Consider the following 24,422-nt stretch of genomic DNA (forward strand, 5'->3'; position numbering starts at 1 on the left):
CTCCTTTCGGAGTCAGCCGGCGTTGTAGTCGTACTCGTTTGTCGTCTGCTACTCGCTGACAGCGCTCTCGGCTGCTTCGGCCCACTCACGCCACTGCTTTGCCTGAGCGAGAGCCTTCTCCGCGTCCTTCGTCTTTCCGGCAGCCTGAGCCTTGGCGGCCTGCTCCTCGAACTGGCTCACCCGCTCCTTGAACTGCGCGACGCGGGCCAGCGCTTCCGGATCGGTGCGACGCCACTCGGCGTCGACGGCGTCGCGCACCTTGGTTTCGATGGCCCGGAGCTTCGCTTCGAGTTCCTGCATTCGTTCGCGCGGCACCTTGCCGATCGCGTCCCACTTCTCCTGCAGGTCGCGAAGCGCTGCGCGAGCGTTCTCGAGTCCGTGTGCCGGATCGATATTCGCGTTCGCAGCGAGCAACTCTTCCTTCGCGACTGCGTTCTGCTCGAATTCGGCGTCGCGCTCGGATGCGGCAGCGTTGCGGGCGGCGAAGAACACGTCCTGAGCGCCCTTGAAGCGCTTCCACAGGTTGTCGTCGGCCTCGCGCGGTGCGCGGCCGGCAGCCTTCCACTCGCTGAGCAGATCGCGGAATTCTCCAGCTGTCTGTCCCCATTCGGTGGAGGTCGACAGCTTCTCGGCGCGCTCGACCAGTTCTTCCTTCGTAGAACGTGCGCTCGCGCGATCACGATCGAGTTCGGCGAAATGCGCTCCACGCCGTCGGTTGAAGGACTCGCGAGCCTTCGAGTACCGCTTCCACAGTGCGTCGTCGACCTTGCGGTCGATTCCGCGAATCGTCTTCCACTCGTCGAGAATCTCGCGCAGTCGATCACCCGCGGTCTTCCACTGGGTCGACTCCGAACCGATCTGTTCGGCCTCGACTGCGAGGGCCTCCTTGCGGGCGGTGCTCGCCGCGCGAGACTGTTCCTTCTCTTCCTTCGCGTGCGCCGCGGCCTCGTCGGATCCGGCGATGATCACGTCGAGTCGGCGGGCCAAAGCGTCGAGGTCACCGATCACGGCGGCGGTGGAGAGGGATTCGGACAGAGCGATGGCGGCAGCCTTGGTCTTCTTTGCGTCTCCGGCGCCCGACGTCAGTCGCGCCTCGAGCAGTGAGACCTCGGTCGCGAGGTCGTCGTAGCGACGACCGAAATGGGCGAGGCCCTCGGTGGCGTCGCCGGCCTGCCACGAACCGATCTGACGTTCACCGTCAGCGGTCTTCACCCAGGCGGTGCCGTCGTCCTCGACGCGGCCGAATTTGCTCGGGTCGCTGGTTGGTGCAGCGGTGACGGCATGCGAGGCCGCTGGACCGGGGCGAGGTGCTCCGGGGCGGGGCGCACCGGGGCGTGGTCCACCAGGTTTGGGTGCTCCGGGTTTGGGAGCAGCCGGGCTCGGGCTGGCCGAATTGCTGTCGGCGCCGGTGGTGGGTTCACTGTTCTCGGTCATCGGTCCTCGTCTCTGCCGCGCGTCACGGCTGCCTGATCGCATTCCTGGTTCCATTGAACCCGGTACTCACGTTCTCCGACTATTGAATCAGGTAAGAGGGTGTGAGGTCGCCACCTCGGGGTCGACTAGCGTGGCAACTGTGTTGACTTCCGCTGTTCTCGTCCCCTCGGCGCCGTTGCTCGTGCCGGAATTGTCCGGTGATTCGGCCGAGTCCGCCCACGTGCGCGCTGCGGCATCGGCCGCCGTGCGCCGGCTGTCTCACGAGGCAGTTCAATGGGTAGGCGTCGGTGTCGACTCCGAGAAAGCAGCTGACGAACTCTGGCGAACTGGCGTCGGACGTGGACAGATCGGGACTTTCGCCGGATTCGGCGCCGATGTCCGGACGTCTCTGGACGCAGATGCGGCAGGCGAACCGGTGCCATCACTCGAACTCTGCGCCCTCGTGGCCGGCTGGCTGCGTGCCCGGACGGACGTGGAGATCACCGTCGACATGCACGTTGTCAGCCCGGAGGCGTCTGCGAGCGAGTGCCGTGAATTCGGGCATCAACTCCGCAAGCAACTCGACAGCGACGATCGACCGCAGGGACTTCTGATCGTGGCCGACGGTGCATCCACATTGACGGCAAAGGCGCCGGGAAGCTTCGACGAGCGTGCGGCGGGTGTGCAATCGATCATCGACGACGCCCTGGCTGCCGGTGACCCGGAGGCACTTCTTGCTCTCGATCCGCAGCTTTGCCGCAGTGTCGGAGTTCAGGGGCGTGCGGCATGGCAGGTCCTGTCTGGTGTCTTCACGGACTCGCCCGGGTCAGCTCGTCCTCGTTCGACGGTCGATTACAGCGGTGCGCCGTTCGGTGTCGGCTACCACGTCGGGACGTGGCGGCCGTGAACGTCCCTGAAGAACTTCGCCCGATTGCAGTTGTCGGTCCGACGGCGTCGGGAAAGTCCGATCTCGCATTGGCGTTGGCCGAGGAGTTCGGCGGCGAGATCATCAACATCGACGCGATGCAGCTCTATCGCGGCATGGATATCGGGACGGCGAAACTGACGCTCGCCGAGCGCCGCGGGATTCCCCATCACCTGCTCGACGTTCTCGACGTGACAGAGACCGCCACCGTTGCGCGTTATCAAAGCGACGCGATCGCGGTCGCCGAGAACCTGATCGCGGCAGGCAAGGTTCCGGTGATCGTCGGCGGCTCCATGATGTACGTCCAGTCTTTGCTCGACGAATGGTCTTTTCCGGCAACGGATCCCGACGTTCGTGCAAAGTGGGAAGCGGTGTTGGCCGAGGGTGGGGTCGATGCGGTGCACGCGGCGCTCGTTGCTGCCGATCCAGTCGCGGCGGCGTCGATACTGCCGACGGACGGTCGGCGGATGGTTCGGGCGCTCGAAGTCGTCGAACTGACAGGTCAGCCCTTCGCGGCCTCGGCGCCTCAGATCGGTGACCCTCGTTGGGGGACCCGCATTCTCGGCGTGGATCGTGACACCGAAGAACTCGACGCCCGGATTCGCTTGCGAACGGAGCTGATGTTCTCAGGCGGACTTGTCGACGAGGTTTCCGCACTTGTCGAGCAAGGATTGCGTGAGGGCGTCACAGCGCCGCGAGCGATCGGCTATGCGCAGGTGCTCGCATATTTCGACGGTGAATACGATCTGGCCGAAGCGCTCGAACGGACGTTCATCGGGACGCGGCGCTACGTTCGCCGCCAACGATCGTGGTTTCGTCGTGACACCCGCGTGCAGTGGCTCGACGGTGCCGATCCGGAGCTGGCCAACTCCGCCTTCGCGGCCCTCGCAGATCGCGGTCTGTAACACGGTCGAGCCGATCAGCTATCTTACAGTTAGCTGTTCGCGATCGATCCGTTTCGCGATCGACGGAGTGAAGGGCAACGAACATGGCGCAGACCGGGACACACGCGCGTCCGACACGTCGACGCGCGGGCCGGTTGCCGCTGGTTCTTCTGCTCGTCACATTTCTTGCTGTCGGCGGGGTGTTGATCTACTTTGCGGTGAGTGCGGCCGGGAAACCCATCAGCGCGCCTGTTCCCGAAGCGCCGTTCGACGTAGGTGCCCCAACCGATCCGGGGGCAACGTGGGCGCCCGCACCCACAGATCTACCGCCGAACACCTTGGCGATTCCCGACCTGGATGTGCGTGCCGACATCGTGACCAGTGGGTTCGGTGCGAACCGCGGAATGATCCTTCCTCATCCTGACAAGGTCTCGCACTTCACCAACGGTGTGCAGTTCGGATCTTCGGAGGGTACGAATCTTGTTGCCGGTCACGTCGACGACGGTGATCGCACACACGGCGCTTTGTGGGCGCTGCACCAGATCGAACCGGGAACACCGATCTACGTGAGTGACGACGCCGGAACGATGTTCACCTATCACGCAGCGAGCCTGAAACTGTACGAAAAGGTGGCTTTGCCTGCGGAGTTCTTCTCCGAAACTGGTGCGCCCAGGCTGGTCCTCGTGACCTGCGGGGGCGAGACGGTGCCCGACCCCTCGTTGCCGTCCGGATTCACGTATGAACAGAACGTGGTGGTCACCGCGTTACCCGCGTAGGTCGGTCGGTACGTCCGGATAGGATGGCGACCATGGATTTCAGTAAGGGCCACGGCACGCAGAACGACTTCGTCGTTCTCCCTGACCTCGACGTTCGGATCGATCTCGAACCGGCGCGGGTTTCCGCGTTGTGTGATCGTCAGCGTGGTCTCGGCGCCGACGGCATCCTTCGTGTCGCGCGGGCGGGTGCACTCACGGACGCGGGCGTGCTCACCGCGCTTCCGGACGGCGTCGCTGCCGAAGACTGGTTCATGGATTACCGCAACGGCGACGGATCGACCGCGGAGATGTGCGGAAACGGCGTTCGCGTGTTTGCGCACTATCTCAAGGCCTCCGGCCTGGAGAGCAGGGACGAGTTCGTGGTCGGCAGCCGCGCGGGAGCGCGTCCGGTCGTGGTGCACAGCTACGACGCCACACGCGGCGACGTGACCGTGGCGATGGGCCCGATCAAGGACCTCGGCACCAGTTCGGCAACAATCGACGGCCGCGTCTTCTCCGGCGTCGGCATCGACGTCGGCAATCCGCATCTGGCGTGTGTCGACGAGCATGTGACGGCCGAGGTTTTGAGTGCACTCGATTTAACTGTCTCTCCGGGCTTCGACCCCGGGTTCTTCCCGCACGGGGTCAACATCGAGATCGTGACACCGATCCACGACGGTGGGGTCCACATGCGCGTTCACGAGCGCGGTGTGGGTGAGACTCGTTCCTGCGGAACCGGAACGGTCGCGGCTGCGGCTGCGGCGCTGAAGTACGACGGCCGCGAGGAGGGTTCGGTCCTGGTTCGCGTCCTCGGCGGCGAAGTGCAGGTCACCGTCGAAAGCGGCGAAGGGTCCTTGCGAGGGCCCTCGGTTCTGGTGGCGAGCGGAACGATCAGCGACGCCTGGTGGCAATCGCTTGTGTGATAACCCCCGCGTGAAATACGCCTGCAGGAAATACGGATGCATCGTGCCAGGGTTTCGTGGGACCATGGATCTTGTATGACGAACACACAGGAAAACGAAGAGTCCACCGCTCGCGAGCAGTCCGAGTACGCGCAGGCCGAATACACGGCAGCGTCCGCATCGGACAACCCGTCGACCGGTGAGATGCAACTCGCAGATCGCGGCGCCCTACGCCGCGTGGCCGGTCTGTCGACCGAGCTCGAGGACGTCACCGAAGTCGAGTACCGCCAGCTTCGACTCGAAAGAGTTGTCCTGGTCGGCGTCTGGACGCAGGGAACCGCCGAGCAGGCTCAGGCGAGCATGACCGAGTTGGCCGCACTTGCCGAGACGGCCGGCTCCGAGGTCCTCGAAGGGCTGGTCCAGCGGCGCGACAAACCCGACGCCGCCACGTACATCGGTTCCGGCAAGGCGCAGGAACTGCGCGAAGTCGTGTTGGCGACCGGTGCCGACACCGTCGTCTGCGACGGTGAACTGACGCCGGCCCAGCTCACGGCGCTGGAGAAGATCGTCAAGGTCAAGGTCATCGACCGGACGGCCCTTATTCTCGACATCTTCGCCCAGCACGCCACTTCCCGTGAGGGCAAGGCGCAGGTCGCTTTTGCTCAGATGGAGTACATGCTCCCGCGTCTGCGTGGTTGGGGCGAGTCGATGTCGCGCCAGGCCGGTGGCCGCGCCGGAAGCAACGGCGGCGTGGGTCTACGTGGTCCGGGTGAAACCAAGATCGAGACGGACCGTCGCCGTATCCGCGAGCGCATGGCAAAACTGCGCCGCGAGATCAAGGGCATGAAAGCCGCTCGCGACACCAAGCGCACACGTCGACTGCAGAGCGACATCCCGTCGATCGCCATCGTCGGATACACGAATGCGGGCAAGTCGAGTCTGCTCAACTCGCTCACCGGATCCGGTGTGCTCGTGGAGAACGCGTTGTTCGCCACGTTGGACCCGACCACCCGACGCGCTGCGCTCGACGACGGCCGTGAGTACGTCCTCACCGATACGGTCGGTTTCGTGCGGCACCTTCCGACTCAGTTGGTCGAGGCATTTCGCTCGACCCTCGAGGAAGTGACCGACGCGGATCTGCTGCTACACGTCGTCGACGGCTCGGATCCGTTGCCGACCGAGCAGATCAAGGCTGTGCGGGAAGTTGTGACCGACGTTCTGCGTGAGACGGATTCGAAGGCTCCGCCGGAGTTGATCGTGGTCAACAAGATCGACGCGGCAGATCCGGTTACCTTGACGCAACTGCGTGGTCTGCTGCCGGGCGCTGTGTTCGTCTCGGCGCGGACCGGCGAGGGAATCGCCGAACTGCGAGCACATCTCAGCGAGGTTCTGGTTCGGCCGGAGGTCGAGGTCGACGTGCTGGTGCCGTATACGCGCGGTGATCTGATGGCTCGAATCCACTCGGACGGAACGATCTTGGAATCGACTCACGAAGAGGCGGGGACGCGGGTGCACGCACGCGTGCCGCAGATGTTGGCCTCGGCTTTGGTGGAGTACGCACCTAGTGCGTAGTTTCGGCGCAGTGGTCTCGGCGCTTGCTGTGACCACTGCGACTGTGCTGCTTCCCGGAGCGCTCGCACAGGCGTCGTCGTTCGAACCGAGCGAGTTCGCCCCGCTCTGTACACCTACTGATCCTGCGCTCCAGGAGTTGTCGGGGATGGTCGTCGTCGACGATCGGATCTACGCGATGGGCGACGGCGGCAGTGACGACTACGTGTTCGAGATGGATCTGAACTGTGTTGTCCAGAAACAGATTCCGGTCCCGATCGATCCCTACGACGTCGAAGATCTTGCGGTCAGTGGTCGGACGCTCGTTCTGTCGGACACCGGAGACAACCTCCGAACCCGCGAAACGGTGGCGTTCATCACGATGGACCTCGATTCAGGCGACGGTGCGTTGCACCGCCTGACGTACCCGGACGGTGCGCACGACACCGAGTCGATTCTGCTCGACCCCGACGGCCATGTCTTTGTCGTGACCAAGGAATTGTTCGGCGAAAGCAGTGTCTACACACCGGTCGGGGATCAGAAACTGAGTGACTTGGCGCAGCCCGGCCCGACGCCGCTCGAGCGCGTCGGAGCGGTGTCCCTCGGACCGGAGAAGCCCGTGTCGGTGATGTTCACCGGGGGAGCGGTGTCGTCGGACGGTTCGGCGATCGCACTCCGGAGTTACTCCGACCTGTACCTGTACCAGATCGTGGACGGCGGAATCGGCGCGACGCTCACCGGTACCGAACCCCTGCGGATCCCGCTCCCGACGGAGCCTCAGGGTGAGGCGGTGGCATTCAACAATGCGGGCGATGTTCTGATCGGTTCGGAATCTGCCGGTGGAGCGTTGCCACCGGTGTACGTGATGCGCGCGCTCGTGGACGCGACGGAAGCGACGGCTGACTCGTCTGCCGGTTCGGTCGGTGTCGGAGTCGATCCGTGGACATTCGTGTGGGCTGGACTGGTCGCGGCAGGATGTGCGATCGGGGCCGTGGCGTTCGTGAATTTACGACGACGCCGCTGATTCCCGAAAATTCCACGATTCGCAGACCGCCGGTAGATGTGGATACTGGAACGAATGCACGGGCATCAACTCCTGACGCGGCTCTCGCGTATGTCACTCGAGCACGGACACATCACCGCCGCGCTGCTCGTGGGTTCCGTCATCGTCGGCGTAGGTGCGCTGCTTCTGCTTCGGTGGTTGCCGCGTAGGGCCGCGTTAGCCGCGCTGGGTCTGTCAGTGGGCGGGTCGGCCATCGCTGCGATGTTGGTGTGGCTCAGCTTTCGGCCGTTGCCCGCGCAGCTACCGGCGTCGAGTTTTGTGTGGATAGCGCTGGCGATGTTCGGAGTCGTCGGCGCCGCACTTGTTCTCCGTCGGCGCCCAGGGCTTGCGCGTGGTCTTTCGGTGACGGCATTCGCCGGGCTGGCCGCGATCGTCGCGGTAGGTCAGGTCAATGCTCAGACCGGCACCTATCCCACACTCGGCTCACTGGTCGGGCACTGGCCGGTCGGCTCGGTCGAGAATGTTGCCTTCGATTCACTCCCCGGGGCCGAACCTCGGGTGCAGCGGGGACTGCCCACCGAAACTCATTGGCAGGTTCCGGTGCGGATGCCGAGCAACGGTGTCGTGACGGAGGCGGCGATTCCGGGAAACATCTCGGGATTCGACGCGAGGCCTGCGACGCTGTATCTCCCGCCGGCCTACCTTGCCGATCCGCGTGCCGAGTTGCCCGTCCTGGTGTTGGTGGCAGGTGAGCCCGGCAGCCCCAGCGACTGGCTGGACAGTGGCCGGCTCGCGACCACCGTCGACGCCTATGCGTCGAGGCATTCCGGGCTTGCTCCCGTGGTGGTGGTCCCTGACGCGTTGGGGGACTACGACGCCAACCCCGGCTGCATGGATTCTGCGCTCGGCAACGTCGCGACGTATCTGGACCAGGACGTCCCGAACTGGATCGAATCGAACCTTCAAGTGAATCCGGATGCAGCTCAATGGGCAATCGGCGGGTTTTCCTACGGCGGAACCTGCGCGATCGAGATGGCCGTGAACTTCCCGGACCGATACCCCTCGTTCCTGGACTTCTCCGGCCAGGACGAACCGTCGACCGGTGATCACGAGGACACAGTGGCGGCCATGTTCGACGGTGACGAAGACGCGTTCGACGCGGTCAATGCCCGAGACCTGATGGCGCAGAATCGGTATCCGCAGTTGTCGGGTGTATTTGTCGCGGGTGAAGACGACGACATCTACCGTCCCCAGCAGGAGATCATGTACGAGGCTGCGCGCGCCGCCGACATGAATGTGGACTACTACACCCTCCCCGGTGGACACTCGGGTGATGTGTGGGGCACTGCTCTGGAACTCGAAATGGACTGGCTGGGCCGGACACTCGCACTGACTCCGTGAGAGTGTCCGGCCCACTACACAGCACCGGCGGAAATCGGGTCAAGCGTCGAGATCAGCGGCTACCAGTTCGGCGACCTTGGCGAGCGCGTCGGCGTCGTCGGATTCGATCGTGACTTCGGTGTCCTTGGCGGCTCCGAGCGTCATGATCATCAGTGCCGAACCTGCATCCACGGGTTCGCCGTCGGCGACGGCGAGGGTGACCGTGGCGCCGGAGGCTCCGACTGCTTCGGCGATGAGGGCGGCGGGACGGGCGTGTAGGCCGACTGCGGAGCCGACGGCAACTGTCTTGCTGGGCATGGGATCTCCTCGTTGTAGAGCTGTCGTTGCGGACGTTTTGGGGTGTTCGGGCGAATCTGGTGACTACAGTGTTGCCTGCTGTCGATCATGCCGCAGCGGGCACGATTTCGGGGTCGAGTTCGGCATCGGAGGGCCCCTTGCGGAAGAACTCCTTGGCTCCGACGACAGCGAGCGCAGCTACCACCGTTCCCGCGGCGAGCGAGACGAGGAACCAGCCGATACCGCCGACTGCGAAGAAGACGAAGATCCCGCCGTGTGGAGCGCTGAGAGTGACGTCGAAAGCCATGATCAGCGCGCCGGTGACGGCGCCGCCCGCCATCATCGAGGGGATCACGCGAAGCGGGTCGGCAGCGGCGAACGGAATCGCGCCCTCGGAGATGAAGGCTGAACCGAGCAACCAGGCAGCCTTACCGTTCTCACGTTCGGCTTCGCTGAAGAGCTTGGGACGCAACACCGTCGAGGCAAGTGCCATGGCGAGCGGCGGAACCATACCGGCGGCCATGACTGCCGCCATGATGCGCAAGGTGGCAGGGTCGTTGACGTTGAGTCCGGCTACGGCGAAGGCGTAAGCCGCCTTGTTGACCGGTCCGCCGAGGTCGAAGCACATCATCAGGCCGAGAATGATGCCGAGGAAGATGGCCGAGCTGCCGGACAATCCGTTGAGCCAGTCGGTGAGACCGGAGGTGATCGCGGCGAGCGGACGACCGAGGACGATGAACATCAGCCCTCCGACGACCAGCGTCGCGAACAGTGGAATGATCACCACTGGCATCAGGCCTCGCAGCCACTGCGGGACGGCGATCCGGCCGATGTAGAGCGCGACGACACCGGCGATGAGACCACCGACCAGGCCGCCGATGAAACCGGCACCGACGAACACGGCGACCGCGCCGGCCGTGAAGCCGGGAGCGATGCCAGGCCGGTCGGCGATGGCAAAGGCGATGTAGCCGGCCAACGCGGGGACCAGGAAGCTGAATGCCAACGAACCGATCTGGAACAGCACTGCGCCGAGATAGGTGGCCAGACCGCCGTCGGGAAGGTTGGTGATCGAGTTGTTGAGAACGATGTCCTTGGCAGGACCGGAGATCTCGTATCCACCGAGCAAGAAGCCGAGTGCGATCAGCAGACCGCCGGCCGCGACGAACGGGATCATGTAGCTGACACCGGTCAGGAGGACCTGACGGAGGTGGGTGCCGAACCCTACGGAACCGGCATCGGAATCCGCAGCCGCGGCGGCAGTGCCGTCCACGGTGGCAGCGGCGGGATTCTCGGAGGCGCGTAATGCTTCTGCAAGCATCTTGTCCGGCTCGTTGATCGCCCGTTTCACACCGGAAGCGACGACGGGTTTGCCGGCGAATCGTTCGCGGCCCTTCACCCCGACGTCGGTGGCGAAGATGACAGCGGCGGCTCCGGCGATGACCGACGGGTCCAGCGGGGTGCTTCCGCTCGAGCCCTGCGTTTCGACGTGAACCTTGACGCCGGCGCGTTCACCCGCGGCGACGAGTGAGTCCGCCGCCATGTAGGTGTGAGCGATTCCGGTCGGGCAGGCGGTGACCGCGACGATGTGACGCTCCGCGGGCGCTGGTGCCGGGGTCTCGTCGGTGGCGTGTTTCCCTGTGGAAACAGGTGCCGGGGGCGTCACTGCTGCGGTCTTCGGGGCGGAATCCTTCGGTGTGGGATCCTTCGGTGCGGGACTGAGGACCTCGTCGACCAAGCGCACGATCTCGTCCGGCGTCGATGCTTCACGAAGTGACGTGACGAACGCAGGCCGAACGAGTGCTCGGGCCAAGGAGGAGAGCAGCTTCATGTGCTCGGCTCCGGCGCCTTCAGGTGCCGCGATCAGGAAGACCAGATCGGCGGGGCCGTCGGGTGCACCGAAATCGACCTTCGGATCAAGTCGAGCAAACCCCAGGGACGCGGACGAGACGGCCTCGGCGCGGCAGTGAGGAATTGCGATTCCGCCGGGCAGTCCGGTCGCGGACTGCGCTTCGCGAGCGAGTGCTGCATCGACCAGTCCCGCGGCGTCGCTCGCCCGACCCGCAGCAGTCAATCGCGCTGCAAGAGAACGAATGACATCTTCCTTGGTCGAGCCCAGGTCGGTGTCGAGTGAGATCAGTTCGGGACTGATGATCTCCGGGCCGGAACTGCCGGCTGCGGTGGTATCGGACATGTCAGGTTCCTTAGGGCGTCAGGCGAGTTCGGTGGGGACGGGGAGGGGAGAGGAGGTATCAGCTGTAGATACCGAAACCGCTGCCAGATCGATCTGGTCGGGCGTGGGAAGGGTTGTGCCGGGAAGGGAGGCAGCGGCGCTTCCGTAGGCGACCGCGTGACGTAGCCGCTCGGATTCCGAGCCGCCTCCCGCTTCGGCGAGGATGTAGCCGGCCAGCGACGAATCGCCTGCGCCGACGGTACTGACTGCGACAATCGGAGGAGCGGTGGCGATCCACGCGCCGTCGGCCGTGACGAGGACCGCACCGGCTGCGCCGAGCGTGGCGAGCACACTGCCGACGCCGCGATCGACCAATCGCTGTGCCGCCGTGATTGCAGGCCCGGTATCGCCGTTCTCTGCAGCACGTTCGAGGACGTGGCCGTCGACGCCGGTGAGTTGCGCGAGTTCCTCGCCGTTGGGTTTGAGCAGGTCAGGTGCCGAGCCGGGGAACCCGTCGGCGAGTGCCGTCAGCGGGGCGTCCGAGGTGTCGACCGCTACCTTGCACGGGTGATCGCGCAGCGCAGCGACAAGTTCGCCGTACCAACCGAGCGGAACGCCGGGGGGCAGCGATCCGGACAGTGCGAACCACAGCGCGGTATCGGCGCGAGCGATCAACTCCTGAGCCAAAGCGTCGAGCGTCGAACCGGACAGTGTTGCGCCGGGCTCGTTGATCTTCGTCGTGGTCCCGTCTGGTTCCGCGATGGTGATGTTGGTGCGAGCCAGACCCGTTGTGGCGACGCCGATGTGGGGAATCCCACCGGCGGCGAGCGCCGAGAGTAGGGGGTCGCCGCCGTTCCCCGGTAGGACCGCGAGGACGTCGAGGTCGGCTGCGGCGAGAACACGTGCGACGTTGACCCCCTTGCCGCCTGGGTCACTGCGAGTGGAGTGCGCGCGTAGGACGGAGCCTCGTTCGAGCCGTTGCTCGAGTTGCACGGTCCGATCGATACTCGGGTTGGCTGTCAGTGTGACGATCATGCGATCACCACCTCGATTCCGTGGTCGTGGAACTCGGATGTGTCTGTGGGACTGATGTCTTCGTCGGTGATGAGGACGTCGATGCTGTCGAGTGGGGCGAAGCTGATCAAATGCTCGCGGCCTACTTTGGTGGAATCGGCCACCACGACAACATGATTGGCGGCTTTGACCATCGCTCGTTTGACCGCGGCCTCCTCGCTGTCCGGCGTGGAGAGTCCGTGCCCGACGCTGATCGCGTTGGTTCCGATGAAGGCGACGTCGACCCGCAACGTGCTCAGCAGTCGTAGGGCGTCCTCACCGACCGCGGCTTGCGTCACCCCGCGTACTCGTCCGCCGAGCAGGATCAGGGAAATCGAGTTCATCGACGCCAGTCGTGCGCCGATCGGGACGGAATTGGTGACGGCTGTGAAGTCGTTCTCGGTCGGCAGTTCGGGGATCATGCGGCCCGTGGTCGTGCCCGCGTCGAAGATCACGCTGCCGCCGGTGGGGGGAAGGTAGGTGACCGCACAGCGGGCGATCCGGTCCTTCTGTTGCGCGCGGGTCTGATCGCGTTCCGCCATACCCGGTTCGGTCACGTGGAGGGATCCGGTCGGAACGGCGCCGCCGTGCACGCGCCTTATCTGTCCGATCCGTTCGAGGAAGGCCAGATCGCGACGCACGGTCTCGGTGGTTACACCGAAGGTCTCCGACAGAGCCGCCACGGACATGCGTCCGCGCTGCGACACCATGGTGCCGATCGCTTGTTGGCGTTCTTCCGCGTACACGTTCACTCCGATTCCGAAACGTGATCCGACGGTGCGGTGTGGATCACAACGAATGTTGCTTTATGTTGTTTTACGCCCGAGTGTGTTGACATGTCAAGAGTTGGGAGTAATCTTCGTCACAACGAAGGTGTGGGCTTTACGCGCTCGAGGTGCTCCGGTGTGACACCGGGCCCATCGCTCAAGGAGGACAGATGACCGAACAGCTCAATCGCATCACCGTGCACGGCACTCCCGTCGTGCCCGGAATTGCCTACGGCCCGGCTATCTGGCCGTCCAGCCGACCAGAACTCGTCACCGATGCGCCGGCCCTCGACGAGGCGGATCGAGAGACCGCCGCAGACGCCTTCGTCGCAGCGGCGAAGACTGTCGAGAACCGCCTTCTCGGACGGGCAGCCGAAGCCACGGGCGCTGCCGCAGAGGTCTTGCAGGCCAACGCGGCCATGGCAGCCGATCGAGGCTGGATCGGAGCGGCCAAGAAGTCGATCGCGGGCGGAGTTCCTCCGGTCCAGGCGGCGATCGCGGCGACGGAGCAATTCGTGGTGTTGTTCACCAAGGTCGGCGGTGTGATGGCGGAGCGCGTCACCGACCTCGAGGACATCCGCGACCGCGTGATCGCAGAACTCTCCGGATTGCCCGAACCCGGAGTTCCGATGCCCGAGACGCCGTCGGTGCTGTGCGCGGACGATCTTGCTCCCGCCGATACCGCCGGCCTCGATGCAACCAAGATCATCGGACTCGTGACCATCTACGGCGGCCCGACCAGCCACACGGCAATCATCGCGCGGCAGTTGGGCATCCCGTGCATCGTGGCCGCGAAGGAATTGGAATCCGTACCGGCAGGAACACCGATTCTGATCGACGGAACCACCGGCGACGTGATCGCGGAGCCGGATCCCGAGCAGGCGCGCGAACTGGTCGAGCAATCCCGAATCGATCGCGAACGCGTCAGCACGTGGACCGGACCCGGCCGGACGTCGGACGGCCGGCCGGTAGACGTCCTCGCCAATGTCCAAGACGGCGCCGGCGCTCGGGCCGCGGCGTTGACCGCAGCGGGAGGCATCGGGCTCTTCCGGACCGAACTCTGTTTCCTCGGCCGTGAGACCGAACCGACCGTTGACGAGCAAGCGGCAATCTACGCCGAGGTTCTCGAGGCCTTCGCGGGCAAGAAGGTCATTATTCGCACGTTGGACGCGGGTTCGGACAAGCCACTCAAATTCGCCAACCACCAAGAGGAAGCGAATCCGGCACTCGGCGTTCGTGGGGTCCGAATCGCCTGGCAGGACATGGGGATTCTCGACCGCCAGCTCGACGCGATCGCCGCAGCCGCGGCGTCGACGAACTCTTCGCCGTGGGTCATGGCGCCGATGATCGCCACCCCGGCTGAAGCACAACGCTTTGCCGACGCGGTGCGGGCGCGCGATCTTGTTCCCGGAGTGATGGTGGAGATCCCGGCGGCGGCGCTGCTGGCCGACCAGATCCTCGAACACGTCGAGTTCCTCTCGATCGGTACCAACGACCTCGCTCAGTACACGATGGCCGCTGATCGAATGTCCTCCGAACTCGCCGACCTGACCGACCCGTGGCAGCCCGCCGTGCTCGCCCTGGTGGCACGTACGGCCCAGGCTGGTCAGGCGGCAGGCAAGCGCGTCGGGGTCTGCGGTGAGGCGGCTGCCGATCCGCTGTTGGCATGCGTACTTGCCGGTCTCGGTGTTTCGTCACTGTCGTGTGCTGCGGCGTCGGTTGCCGGGGTGGGAGCGAAGGTCGGGTCCGTCACCATGGCGCAATGTGAGGCGGCTGCGGCGGCGGTGCTGGCGACCGGTGATCCGGTGGCGGCACGCAAAGCGGCGGCTGACGCAATCAGCTGAAGCGGTTTCGTCGGTCTCGGTCGGCGAGCGAGTGCCTGACCTCTAGTATTTCGACCTGTGATCGAACGAGAAACAATGACCGGGGCCGGCGGAATCGGCTGGACTGTCCATGGAGACGGCAAGCGGATCGCCGACGGCGCCGTCGTGGCGCCGGACGAACGACTGAGTTGGCCGCGCACCATCGGGATCGGGATGCAGCACGTCATCGCGATGTTCGGAGCGACACTGCTCGTTCCGACCATCACGGGCTTCCCCGTCACCACGACGCTGTTGTTCTCGGGTATCGGCACCGCGCTGTTCCTGCTCATCACCCGGGGCCGGATCCCCAGCTACCTCGGTTCGTCCTTCGCGTTCATCGCCCCTCTGACGGCGTCGGCAGGATCGGGGCCGGCCGCGCAGCTCGGCGCCGTCATGGCTGTCGGCATCGTGTTGATGTTGATCGGCGTCGCCGTACGTCTGATCGGCGGTCGGGTCATCGACGCGGTCATGCCGCCGGTGGTGACGGGTGCCGTCGTCGCGCTGATCGGTCTCAACCTCGCTCCGACCGCGGCCGGTTCCTTTGAGTCGCAGCCGTTGATCGCCACGGTGACGCTCTTTGCGATCCTGCTCGTCACGGTCGTGGGGCCCGGTCTGCTCGGCCGGTTGGGCATTCTGGTCGGCGTAGTGATCGGCTGGGTCTTCGCCGCGGTCGTCGGCGGACTCGACAGTGAACGAGTGTCGGCTCTGCGTGATGCGGACTGGTTCGGGCTGCCGAGTCTGCACGGACCGTCGTTCGACTGGTCGGTGATCGTGCTCGCGCTGCCCGTGGTGATCGTTCTGGTCGCCGAAAACGTCGGACACGTCAAGGCGGTGTCCGCCATGACAGGTAAGTCGCTCGACGACCTGGCCGGCAACGCACTCTTTGCAGACGGCCTCGCCACTACCTTGGCAGGTGCCGGTGGTGGTTCCGGAACCACCACGTATGCCGAGAACATCGGCGTGATGGCAGCGACGCGGGTGTACTCGACCGCTGCGTACTGGGTAGCCGCCGCCACCGCTGTGATCCTGGCATTCTCGCCCAAGTTCGGTGCGCTGGTCTTCACGGTTCCGAACGGGGTCATCGGCGGCGCGACGATGGTTCTCTACGGCCTCATCGGCATTCTCGGTGTGCGTATCTGGATGGACGCGAAGGTCGACTTCACCGATCCGGTCAACCTGACGGTCGCCGCGGCTGCGCTGGTCGCCGGCATCGGGAACTTGACGTTGACCATTGGTTCGGTCGAGCTGGGCGGCATCGCCTGGGGGTCGATCGGCATCCTTGTCGCGTACCCGATCATGCGGTATCTCGCCAAATTCCGTACTTCGAGTAACAGATAACCGCTACAGTCACGAATCGTGATCGTTCGGGTCATCGACGGGTATCGCAACAGGTTCTACCGTCGGAAGCAGTGACGTGGGCCCGCGAACTTCGGCGTGCCCGGTCTCAGCGAAAACATCCCGAGCGGGTACATCCCCAGCGGGTACAACACTGAAGTGCCGTTTATCGAATTGCAAGGAGTCGGCGTGGAGCGCACCCTGTTCGAACCGGAACATGATCTCTTCCGGGAGTCGTACCAGAAGTTCTTGGCACAGCACGTTGCGCCGAACCACGAGAAGTGGGAAGAACAGAACATCGTCGATCGTGACGTCTGGGTAGAGGCCGGAAAGCAGGGCTTCCTGGGAACCGCGGTACCCGAGGAATTCGGCGGCGGCGGCGTCAAGGACTTCCGCTACAACGCGATCATCACCGAGGAAACCACCAAGGGTGGCTTCAGTGGTATCGGCTTCACACTGCACAACGACGTGGTGGCGCCCTACCTCCTCGAACTGACCAATGACGAGCAGAAGCAGCGTTGGCTGCCCGGATTTGCATCGGGCGAGCTGATTTCCGCGATCGCGATGACCGAACCGGGTACCGGTAGCGACCTGCAGGGCATCAAGACCAAAGCGGTTCGCGACGGGGACCACTGGGTTCTCAACGGCTCGAAGACCTTCATCACCAACGGCATCAACGCCGACATCATCATCGTCGTCGCCTGTACCGACCCGGACAAGGGAGCGCAGGGCTTCAGCCTGCTCGTCGTCGAGCGGGACATGCCGGGCTTCGAGCGTGGACGCAACCTCGACAAGATCGGCATGAAGGCTCAGGACACTGCCGAACTCAGCTTCACCGACGTCCGCGTTCCTGCCGCCAACTTGCTGGGCGAAGAGGGAATGGGCTTCTTCTACTTGATGAAGAACCTTCCCCAGGAACGACTCTCGATCGCAGTTGTTGCCGCTGCCGCAATGGAATCGGTTCTCGAGAGCACTATCCAGTACTGCCGGGACCGCAAGGCATTCGGCAAGTCGATCGGCAGCTTCCAGAACACCCGATTCGTACTGGCCGAACTGGCAACGGAGACCACCGCGGTACGCATCCTGGTGGACAAGTTCATCGAGCAGCTCAACGCCGAGAAGTTGACTGTGCAGGAAGCTGCGATGGCGAAGTGGTGGACCACCGAAGCTCAGGTCAAGCTGATCGACCGCTGCCTCCAGCTGCACGGAGGCTACGGCTACATGAAGGAATACCCGGTTGCCAAGGCGTACATGGACTCTCGTGTGCAGACCATCTACGGTGGCACGACCGAGATCATGAAGGAGATCATCGGGCGTTCGCTGAATCTCTGATTCGGGTGAAGCACCGCTGATCTCTGTGAAGCGCTGATCGACGAAAAGACTGTGAGCCCCGGCATCAGCCGGGGCCCACAGTCTTGTGTTCGTGTGGTGCTTGTGTTCGTGTGGTGCGAGCGAACTCAGATCTTCCGCATGACGGTGACAACCTTGCCCAGGATGACGGCGTTGTTGCCGGGAATCGGTTCGAAGAGTTCGTTGTGCGGCATCAGCCACACCTCCTTCTTCGTGCGCTTGAACGTCTTGACGGTGGCTTCACCGTCGATCATGGCGGCCACGATGTCACCGTTCTCTGCGACGTTCTGCTGGCGGACGACAACCCAGTCGCCATCGCAGATCGCTGCATCGATCATCGACTCGCCGACGACCTTGAGCATGAAAAGCGAACCCTGGCCGACGAGCTCGCGGGGGAGTGGGAACACGTCCTCCACCGCTTCCTCGGCGAGGATCGGTCCGCCGGCGGCGATGCGGCCCAGGATGGGGACGAACGCCGGCTCGGGTAGCGGGTCGGCGCTGTTGTACTCGCCGGAATGCTTCGACACCGACGCAATGGCGGTATCGGCAGCAACCTCGTCGAGACCCCGAACATCGACAGCGCGAGGCCGATTGGGATCGCGCCGAAGGAAGCCCTTGCGTTCCAACGTCCGCAGCTGATGTGCGACCGACGAGGTGGAGGTGAGCCCCACTGCATCACCGATCTCGCGAATGCTGGGCGGGTAACCGCGCTCGGTCACGGAATCGCGGATCACTTCGAGAACGCGCCGCTGGCGCTCGGTGAGGGTCTCGCTCGACGGAGACGGAACTGCAGAAGCTCCTGCCTCCGCGGCACTGCTGGAGCGATCGTCCTTCATGGCCTGTTGCCTCCGTGTCTAGAGAAAGTGCGTGTCTGAAGAAGTGCGTGTCTGAAGAAATGGCATGTCTGAAAAAGCGTCTGGCGTAAATCGTGTGGTGCATATCGCGCGGAACTTGTCGGTGCCCCCTGCCAACATTCGAGCTGTCGACAAACACGGAGGCTTTCGCAATTCCCGCTGTGTGGTCTGACACGAATCTAGCCGGATTTGCTCGCGTTTTCAAACATCTGTTCGATTCGTGTCGTTCGAAGTAGAGACATTGTCGGCCAAGCGTGGTAGAAATTCGAACATGCGTTCCATCGAACGCATGATCGAACACATCGATCGGTGTCGACCAGCGGAGGTCACGATGGGTAACGCAGCAGTTAAAGGCAACAGGGTTTTCGACGATGGGATCGGGTTCGACGGCACGTCGGCGTTGAAGTATCACCCGTCGTTCTACGGACCCGATGCTGATGACGTGGCTTTCGAAAGGCGCGGCACCGCCGAAATGCGGGGTGTGCCCAGGCATGTCGAAGACGAACCGCAGGTGGCCGTTGTTCGTCGTTTCCCCGTCGCAGGCGGAACGTCAGGTTCGCGTTCGCTGCGTGAATCTCCTCGCCGATGGGACAGCGAGCATGATTCGTCACGCCCGTACGGAGGCAGTTTTGCGCACCGAAACAGGGTCGGTGTCTCGCGGGTCGAACACGAAGTGCAGGCCGAGGACGTCAGTTGGAAGACGATGTTCCTGGGCGCGGTGTTCACTGCGATGGCCGTTTTGGCGCTGGTCGGGATCGGCGCTTTGTCCAGTGGTGATGTTGTTGCGACAAACGGAGCGACCGATGTGGTTCGCGTCGCTGCGGGTGAATCCCTCAGTGATATCGCTGCCAAGGTTGCGCCTGGCCAGGCTGTCGGCTCCGTGATCGAGCAGATCATGGATCTCAACGCGATGTCGAGTTCCGGACTGGCCGTGGGGCAGACGCTGATCGTGCCGGCCTCGGGTCGCTGACCGTACCCGTAAGCAGGCGGGGGCGTACCGAGCGTGAGAGCAGTCCGTTCACAGCGAGTAAGCTGTCCAGTTGACAGTCCCACCACCTCGGGTGGTCGCGTTGAGTACGTGGATCTGCTCTGTAAATCGTCGGAGGATTTGCAGTCGGTAGCGAATCTGAGTTGCGGCCATTTCGGCGACAACGAAGGAACCCCGATGCATTGCCCGTTCTGCCGGCACCCTGATTCCCGAGTGGTCGATTCGCGCGAGGCCGACGAGGGCCAGGCGATCAGGCGGCGCCGTTCGTGCCCCGAGTGTGGACGTCGATTCACCACGGTCGAGACGGCAGTGCTTTCGGTCGTGAAGCGTAGTGGCGTGACGGAGCCGTTCAGTCGGGAAAAGGTTGTCAAAGGTGTGCGGCGCGCATGCCAGGGTCGCCAAGTGGATAACGATTCGCTGAATTTGCTGGCGCAGCAGGTGGAGGACGCCGTGCGTGCTTCTGGTTCTGCCGAAATTCCCAGTAACGAGGTAGGCCTCGCGATTCTCGATCCGCTTCGAAATCTCGACGAGGTTGCGTACCTACGGTTTGCATCGGTGTACAAATCCTTCAGCTCTGCCGCGGATTTCGAACGTGAGATCACGGACATGCGCGAGCATGCCGAGACCCGTGCCGCCGACAAGGCTCCCGGTGCCGAGACCGTTTCCGTCGATTGAGGTCTTCGCCTTAGGTAACGCTGAGAGCACAAAGCGGCATTAGGTAACGCTGAGAACACAAAGCGAACAAACGAACAAATCGGGCATGTTATTCGCTTAGTGTCTACCGGGTACGTTCGTCCGCATCTCGGATCTTCACGGAGGCGTTATGAACTTAGTTGCAGTCCTCGGAGTCGTGAACAGCCTGGTAACCCTCGGGTTCGCCAATACTGTTGCCACCTTTGGTGGTTTCCTCACCAACGTCAACATTCAGACAATCTACTGATCGCGCAATCTCACCGATCGCGCTGAGCATCATCGCTTGATCGCTTCGATAGCTTTCAGGACTCGCTTTTCGGAAATCGGTGTGGGTGTACCGAGGGACTGCGCAAACAGGCTCACGCGCAGTTCCTCGATCATCCAGCTGATCGCGTCGACATCTCGAGCAGTGCGACGCTCTTCGGGCAACGATCCCAACAACCGGTCGTACGCTGCGTACACCCGGTCGAGGACATCCATCGCCTGCTGATCTCGTTGTGCGCTTGCAGGCAGAGCTTCGAGTCGGAATTTTGCTGCGGCAAGATATCGCGGCAAATCGCGTAGGCGTGCTGAGCCCAATTCCGCGACGAATCCCGGAAACAGCAGTGAGGTCAACTGTTCTCGGACGTCGTCGGCTGCCTCGCCGCGGGAGCGGTCGAGGACGACGCTCAGTTGGTGTGCTTGTTCGAGGATCGGGACAATCATGCGCAGGATCGCGGAGACGCGTCCGGCCAGTTCGGAGCGTGCGATCTTCACCAGGGCTTCGAACGCCTCAGGTGTGCGTACCGGTCCACCGTGGGCCGCAATCACTTCGTTGGCAGCTGCCACTCGGCAATCGTCGACGAGGGCCTCCAAGCCACCGTCTGGATTCTGGCCGAGCGCCAGACGCTGAGTGTTCGACAAGCCGGCGGTCACTGCCTTGAGTTGGGTGGGAACGGCCGACAGAAGGAGCGCTCGCGTTCCCTCCCTCATCGCCTGCGCCTGCGCAGCCGGCGTACTCAGGACACGGACGGCTACTCCGCCGTTTTCCGGTACCAGCGCTGGGTAGCCCGTCACCTGCTGTCCACCGATGGAACGAGTGATGGTCGGCTCCAATGCGCCGAGTGTCTCGGACGTCCAGACGGCAGCGGCTGCTCGTTCGGTTCCGGTGGCCGCCTTGGCTACTTCCTTCTGCACGCGCGGTGCGAGTGTGCGTCGTAGCTGCGCCAGGTCCTTGCCCTTCGCGAGGACCTTGCCTGATTCGTCCTCGACGACAAACGTCATCTTGAGGTGATCGGGCAGCGCGGCCGGATCGAAGTCCTTGGCGTCGATCTGAATTCCGCCCAAATGCGAGAGTTCGCGGGCCATTGCGGTCATCAACGGCTCGGATCGAGGTTTGACTGCTGCCAACGCTGCGGCGGCGTAGTCGGGTGCCGGCACGACGGCGCGTCGAATGTTCTTGGGCAGCGTCTTGATCAGAGCAGTAACCAGATCGACGCGCATACCGGGGACCAACCAGTCGAAGCCGACCGGCTGAAGCTGCGCAAGTAGGCCGACCGGGATGTGTGCGCTGACGCCGTCGTCGTCCTTGCCCGGCTCGAATTGGTAAGTCAGCGGGAACTGCATGTCGCCCTGGCGCCAAGCGTCCGGGTACTCCCCACCCAGTACGGCAGCCGCGTCGGAGTTGACCACGGTTTCCGGGGTGAAGGTCAGCAGACTCGGATTCTTGCGCCGCTCGGACTTCCACCACTGGTCGAAATGCTTGGCGGATACGGCTTCCTGGCCGACGCGTTCGTCGTAGAACTCGTAGAGAGTCTCGTCGTCGACGAGGATGTCGCGGCGGCGCGCACGGTTCTCGAGCTCCTCGACGTTGTCGAGGAGTGCGCGGTTCTCGTGGAAGAACTTGTGGTTCGTCTGCCACTCGCCCTGCACGAGCGCATGGCGGATGAAGAGATCGCGTGAGGCCTCGGGATCGATTCGCGAGTACGTCACTGCGCGGCCGGTCACCAGCGGAACGCCGTAGAGAGTGACCCGCTCGTATGCCATCGCGGAGCCGCGCTTGGAGGACCAGTGCGGTTCGGAATAGGTGCGTTTCACCAGGTGCGGTGCGAGCTTTTCGGCCCATTCCGGTTCGATACGCGCGGACATGCGCGCCCACAGCCTCGACGTTTCCACGAGTTCGGCGGCCATGACCCAGCGTGGTGGCTTCTTGAACAATCCGGATCCGGGGAAGATCGCGAAGTGGCTGCCCCTGGCGCCGAGATAGTCCCGCTTCTCGCCTTCGCGCAACCCGATGTGCGAGAGCAATCCGGCGAGCAGTGACTGATGGATTGCGTTCTCGCTTGCGGGGGTGTCGCCCACGGTCCAGCCGAGACCGCGGGTGATCTGCCGGAGCTGCCCGTGCAGATCCTGCCATTCGCGGATACGGAGCCAGTGCAGGAACTCGTTCCGGCACATCTTGCGAAACTGGTTGGAGGACAAATCGTTACGCTGTTCACGTAAGTAGTCCCACAATTTCAGGTAGGCCAGGAAGTCGGAGTTCTCGACGTTGAAGCGGGCGTGCTTTTCGTCAGCGGCCTGCTGGAACTCGGCGGGCCGCTCGCGAACGTCCTGGATGGACAACGCCGCGACGATGACAAGGGTTTCGTGAAGGCACCCGTTGTTCTTGGCTTCCACCAGCATTCGTGCCATTCGCGGATCTACCGGAATCTGGGCCAATTCGCGGCCGACCGGCGTCAGTTCGGGGTGGCTGGCCTCGGAACCTCGCGCAATGGCGCCGAGTTCTTCGAGGAGTCCGATTCCGTCCTTGACGGCGCGCTGGTCCGGCGGCTCGACGAAGGGGAAGGCAGCGATGTCGCCCAGACCGAGGGCCGTCATCTGCAAGATGACCGATGCGAGATTGGTCCGCAGGATCTCCGGCTCGGTGAACGCCGGCCGTGACTCGAAGTCCTCCTCGGAGTAGAGGCGGATGCAAATTCCTTCGGCGACGCGGCCGCAACGTCCGGAACGCTGACGAGCTGACGCCTGCGAAATGGGCTCGATCGGCAATCGTTGAACCTTGGTGCGCACCGAATATCGAGAGATGCGCGCGGTTCCCGGATCGACGACGTAGCGAATGCCGGGCACGGTCAGTGAGGTCTCTGCCACGTTGGTGGCAAGGACGACGCGTCGGCCGGTGTGCGGTGAGAACACCTTGTGTTGCTCGGCAGCTGACAACCGCGCGTACAGCGGGACGATTTCGGTGTTGCGAAGACGCCGGTCACGCAAAGCGTCTGCGGTGTCGCGAATTTCGCGTTCGCCGGAGAGGAAGACCAAGATGTCGCCTTCGCCCTCCGAGCTCAGTTCGTCGACAGCCTCACAGACCGCGTCGACGGGATCGCGGTCGAAGGTGATGTCGCCGGATTCGACGGTCAGTGGCCGGTAACGCATCTCGACGGGGAAGGTTCGCCCGGAGACCTCGACGATCGGCGCAGGCTTACCGTCGACGGCGAAGTGCTTGGCGAAGCGTTCGGGATCGATGGTCGCCGACGTGATGATGACTTTGAGATCGGGTCGGCGGGGGAGCAGCTGCGCCAGGTAACCGAGGATGAAGTCGATGTTGAGGCTGCGTTCGTGCGCTTCGTCGATGATCAGCGTGTCGTAGCGTCGGAGCATGCGGTCGCGCTGAATCTCGGCGAGGAGAATGCCGTCGGTCATGAGCTTGACGTAGGTGCGGTCCGACACCTGGTCGGTGAATCGCACCGTGTATCCGACGGCGTCGCCCAGTTCGGTGTCGAGTTCTTCGGCGATACGTTCGGCCACGGTGCGTGCGGCCAACCGGCGAGGCTGCGTGTGTCCGATCAGGCCGCGAATGCCGCGTCCGAGTTCGAGACAGATCTTGGGGATCTGAGTTGTCTTACCGGAGCCGGTCTCGCCGGCGACGATGACAACTTGATTCTCCGAGATCGCGGTGGCGATATCGTCTTTGCGCTGACTGACGGGCAGTGCTTCGGGGTACGAGATCGCGGGGACGTTCGCGGCGCGGTTCGTCAATCGAGTGCGTGCGGAGTCTATTTCTTCGGCCAGCGCCACCAGAGCGTCGGGTGTGCGGGCACGGTCGAGTTTGCGACGGAGTCGACTCTCGTCGCGGAGTGAGACCTGCGCCAGTGCGCTCTTCAGGTCACTCCGCTTGGGGGAGAGCGGGGCCGGTGGTGTTGTAGACATGCTGATGACAGCCTATCGAACGCATTGACAACTACCGCTCGCAGATCGTGCTGATGTGCAA

Annotated in this window: 19 protein-coding genes; 12 read left to right on the forward strand and 7 right to left on the reverse strand. The window is 63.7% G+C overall.

Annotated elements, in window-relative coordinates:
• Window positions 1-48: 48 nt before the first annotated feature.
• A complete protein-coding gene (locus tag ACFT1A_RS02990) occupies window positions 49-1,434 on the reverse strand; it encodes a DUF349 domain-containing protein (RefSeq protein WP_378445780.1) in 1,386 nt (461 codons plus the stop codon).
• Between the two features lie 139 nt (window positions 1,435-1,573).
• On the opposite strand from ACFT1A_RS02990, the gene ACFT1A_RS02995 reads away from it, so the two are divergent.
• The 7 genes from ACFT1A_RS02995 to ACFT1A_RS03025 all read left to right on the forward strand — a co-directional run bounded on the left by ACFT1A_RS02995 (window position 1,574) and on the right by ACFT1A_RS03025 (window position 8,831).
• Window positions 1,574-2,320, forward strand: coding sequence for a class III extradiol dioxygenase subunit B-like domain-containing protein (locus tag ACFT1A_RS02995; RefSeq protein WP_378445781.1), 747 nt, complete (start codon window positions 1,574-1,576; stop codon window positions 2,318-2,320).
• Complete coding sequence (gene miaA / locus ACFT1A_RS03000) at window positions 2,308-3,243, forward strand: tRNA (adenosine(37)-N6)-dimethylallyltransferase MiaA (RefSeq protein WP_378445782.1); 936 nt, start codon at window positions 2,308-2,310, stop codon at window positions 3,241-3,243. The genes ACFT1A_RS02995 and miaA overlap by 13 nt, the downstream gene beginning before the upstream one ends.
• A gap of 83 nt (window positions 3,244-3,326) precedes the next feature.
• Window positions 3,327-3,998, forward strand: coding sequence for a class F sortase (locus ACFT1A_RS03005; protein WP_378445783.1), 672 nt, complete (start codon window positions 3,327-3,329; stop codon window positions 3,996-3,998).
• 32 nt (window positions 3,999-4,030) lie between these two features.
• A complete protein-coding gene (dapF, locus tag ACFT1A_RS03010) occupies window positions 4,031-4,900 on the forward strand; it encodes a diaminopimelate epimerase (protein WP_378445784.1) in 870 nt (289 codons plus the stop codon).
• 75 nt (window positions 4,901-4,975) lie between these two features.
• Window positions 4,976-6,451, forward strand: coding sequence for a GTPase HflX (gene hflX, locus ACFT1A_RS03015; RefSeq protein ID WP_378445785.1), 1,476 nt, complete (start codon window positions 4,976-4,978; stop codon window positions 6,449-6,451).
• Complete coding sequence (locus tag ACFT1A_RS03020) at window positions 6,444-7,451, forward strand: hypothetical protein (protein WP_378445786.1); 1,008 nt, start codon at window positions 6,444-6,446, stop codon at window positions 7,449-7,451. Before hflX ends, ACFT1A_RS03020 begins: the two co-directional genes overlap by 8 nt.
• 54 nt (window positions 7,452-7,505) lie before the next feature.
• Entirely contained in the window at window positions 7,506-8,831 is a 1,326-nt protein-coding gene (locus tag ACFT1A_RS03025; RefSeq protein ID WP_378445787.1) for an alpha/beta hydrolase, read from the forward strand.
• Window positions 8,832-8,870: 39 nt separating this feature from the next.
• Here the strand turns inward: ACFT1A_RS03025 and ACFT1A_RS03030 are convergent, their stop codons facing one another.
• From ACFT1A_RS03030 to ACFT1A_RS03045, 4 genes are all read right to left on the reverse strand, one after another.
• On the reverse strand, window positions 8,871-9,128 hold the full coding sequence (locus ACFT1A_RS03030; protein ID WP_003942144.1) for an HPr family phosphocarrier protein: 258 nt from the start codon (window positions 9,126-9,128) through the stop codon (window positions 8,871-8,873).
• Window positions 9,129-9,213: 85 nt separating this feature from the next.
• On the reverse strand, window positions 9,214-11,298 hold the full coding sequence (locus ACFT1A_RS03035; RefSeq protein ID WP_378445788.1) for a fructose-specific PTS transporter subunit EIIC: 2,085 nt from the start codon (window positions 11,296-11,298) through the stop codon (window positions 9,214-9,216).
• A gap of 18 nt (window positions 11,299-11,316) precedes the next feature.
• Entirely contained in the window at window positions 11,317-12,312 is a 996-nt protein-coding gene (locus ACFT1A_RS03040; RefSeq protein WP_378445789.1) for a 1-phosphofructokinase family hexose kinase, read from the reverse strand.
• Complete coding sequence (locus ACFT1A_RS03045) at window positions 12,309-13,076, reverse strand: DeoR/GlpR family DNA-binding transcription regulator (protein ID WP_317554800.1); 768 nt, start codon at window positions 13,074-13,076, stop codon at window positions 12,309-12,311. The genes ACFT1A_RS03040 and ACFT1A_RS03045 overlap by 4 nt, the downstream gene beginning before the upstream one ends.
• A 191-nt stretch (window positions 13,077-13,267) precedes the next feature.
• Here ACFT1A_RS03045 and ACFT1A_RS03050 point away from each other — a divergent pair, with 191 nt between their 5' ends.
• From ACFT1A_RS03050 to ACFT1A_RS03060, 3 genes are all read left to right on the forward strand, one after another.
• Window positions 13,268-14,941 (forward strand): putative PEP-binding protein, encoded by a 1,674-nt coding sequence (locus ACFT1A_RS03050; RefSeq protein WP_378445790.1) that lies wholly within the window; start codon window positions 13,268-13,270, stop codon window positions 14,939-14,941.
• Window positions 14,942-15,016: 75 nt separating this feature from the next.
• Window positions 15,017-16,297: a uracil-xanthine permease family protein gene (locus tag ACFT1A_RS03055; RefSeq protein WP_378445791.1), complete on the forward strand. Its 1,281-nt coding sequence runs from the start codon at window positions 15,017-15,019 to the stop codon at window positions 16,295-16,297.
• Between the two features lie 186 nt (window positions 16,298-16,483).
• Window positions 16,484-17,626 (forward strand): acyl-CoA dehydrogenase family protein, encoded by a 1,143-nt coding sequence (locus ACFT1A_RS03060; RefSeq protein ID WP_378445792.1) that lies wholly within the window; start codon window positions 16,484-16,486, stop codon window positions 17,624-17,626.
• A 125-nt stretch (window positions 17,627-17,751) separates the two neighbouring features.
• Here the strand turns inward: ACFT1A_RS03060 and lexA are convergent, their stop codons facing one another.
• Window positions 17,752-18,480 carry a transcriptional repressor LexA gene (lexA, locus tag ACFT1A_RS03065; protein ID WP_230817157.1) on the reverse strand — a complete coding sequence of 243 codons (729 nt, stop codon included), beginning with the start codon at window positions 18,478-18,480 and terminating at the stop codon, window positions 17,752-17,754.
• 289 nt (window positions 18,481-18,769) lie between these two features.
• Here lexA and ACFT1A_RS03070 point away from each other — a divergent pair, with 289 nt between their 5' ends.
• Both ACFT1A_RS03070 and nrdR read left to right on the forward strand, forming a co-directional pair.
• Window positions 18,770-19,468, forward strand: coding sequence for a LysM peptidoglycan-binding domain-containing protein (locus tag ACFT1A_RS03070; RefSeq protein WP_378445793.1), 699 nt, complete (start codon window positions 18,770-18,772; stop codon window positions 19,466-19,468).
• Between the two features lie 195 nt (window positions 19,469-19,663).
• On the forward strand, window positions 19,664-20,161 hold the full coding sequence (gene nrdR, locus ACFT1A_RS03075) for a transcriptional regulator NrdR (protein WP_283303956.1): 498 nt from the start codon (window positions 19,664-19,666) through the stop codon (window positions 20,159-20,161).
• 294 nt (window positions 20,162-20,455) lie between these two features.
• Here nrdR and hrpA read toward each other — a convergent pair whose 3' ends face one another.
• On the reverse strand, window positions 20,456-24,361 hold the full coding sequence (hrpA, locus tag ACFT1A_RS03080) for an ATP-dependent RNA helicase HrpA (protein ID WP_378445794.1): 3,906 nt from the start codon (window positions 24,359-24,361) through the stop codon (window positions 20,456-20,458).
• Window positions 24,362-24,422 lie beyond the last annotated feature (61 nt).

This window comes from Rhodococcus sp. NPDC057135 (assembly GCF_042670865.1).
Taxonomy (GTDB): Bacteria; Actinomycetota; Actinomycetes; order Mycobacteriales; family Mycobacteriaceae; genus Rhodococcus_F.

Bases quoted from the DNA above. Each gene is read 5' to 3' on its own strand.
- ACFT1A_RS02990 (WP_378445780.1), bottom strand. From the start codon at position 1,434: ATGACCGAGAACAGTGAACCCACCACCGGCGCCGACAGCAATTCGGCC.
- ACFT1A_RS03005 (WP_378445783.1), top strand. From the start codon at position 3,327: ATGGCGCAGACCGGGACACACGCGCGTCCGACACGTCGACGCGCGGGC.
- dapF (WP_378445784.1), top strand. From the start codon at position 4,031: ATGGATTTCAGTAAGGGCCACGGCACGCAGAACGACTTCGTCGTTCTC.
- hflX (WP_378445785.1), top strand. From the start codon at position 4,976: ATGACGAACACACAGGAAAACGAAGAGTCCACCGCTCGCGAGCAGTCC.
- ACFT1A_RS03025 (WP_378445787.1), top strand. From the start codon at position 7,506: ATGCACGGGCATCAACTCCTGACGCGGCTCTCGCGTATGTCACTCGAG.
- ACFT1A_RS03030 (WP_003942144.1), bottom strand. From the start codon at position 9,128: ATGCCCAGCAAGACAGTTGCCGTCGGCTCCGCAGTCGGCCTACACGCC.
- ACFT1A_RS03035 (WP_378445788.1), bottom strand. From the start codon at position 11,298: ATGTCCGATACCACCGCAGCCGGCAGTTCCGGCCCGGAGATCATCAGT.
- ACFT1A_RS03040 (WP_378445789.1), bottom strand. From the start codon at position 12,312: ATGATCGTCACACTGACAGCCAACCCGAGTATCGATCGGACCGTGCAA.
- ACFT1A_RS03050 (WP_378445790.1), top strand. From the start codon at position 13,268: ATGACCGAACAGCTCAATCGCATCACCGTGCACGGCACTCCCGTCGTG.
- ACFT1A_RS03055 (WP_378445791.1), top strand. From the start codon at position 15,017: ATGACCGGGGCCGGCGGAATCGGCTGGACTGTCCATGGAGACGGCAAG.
- lexA (WP_230817157.1), bottom strand. From the start codon at position 18,480: ATGAAGGACGATCGCTCCAGCAGTGCCGCGGAGGCAGGAGCTTCTGCA.
- ACFT1A_RS03070 (WP_378445793.1), top strand. From the start codon at position 18,770: ATGCGTTCCATCGAACGCATGATCGAACACATCGATCGGTGTCGACCA.
- nrdR (WP_283303956.1), top strand. From the start codon at position 19,664: ATGCATTGCCCGTTCTGCCGGCACCCTGATTCCCGAGTGGTCGATTCG.
- hrpA (WP_378445794.1), bottom strand. From the start codon at position 24,361: ATGTCTACAACACCACCGGCCCCGCTCTCCCCCAAGCGGAGTGACCTG.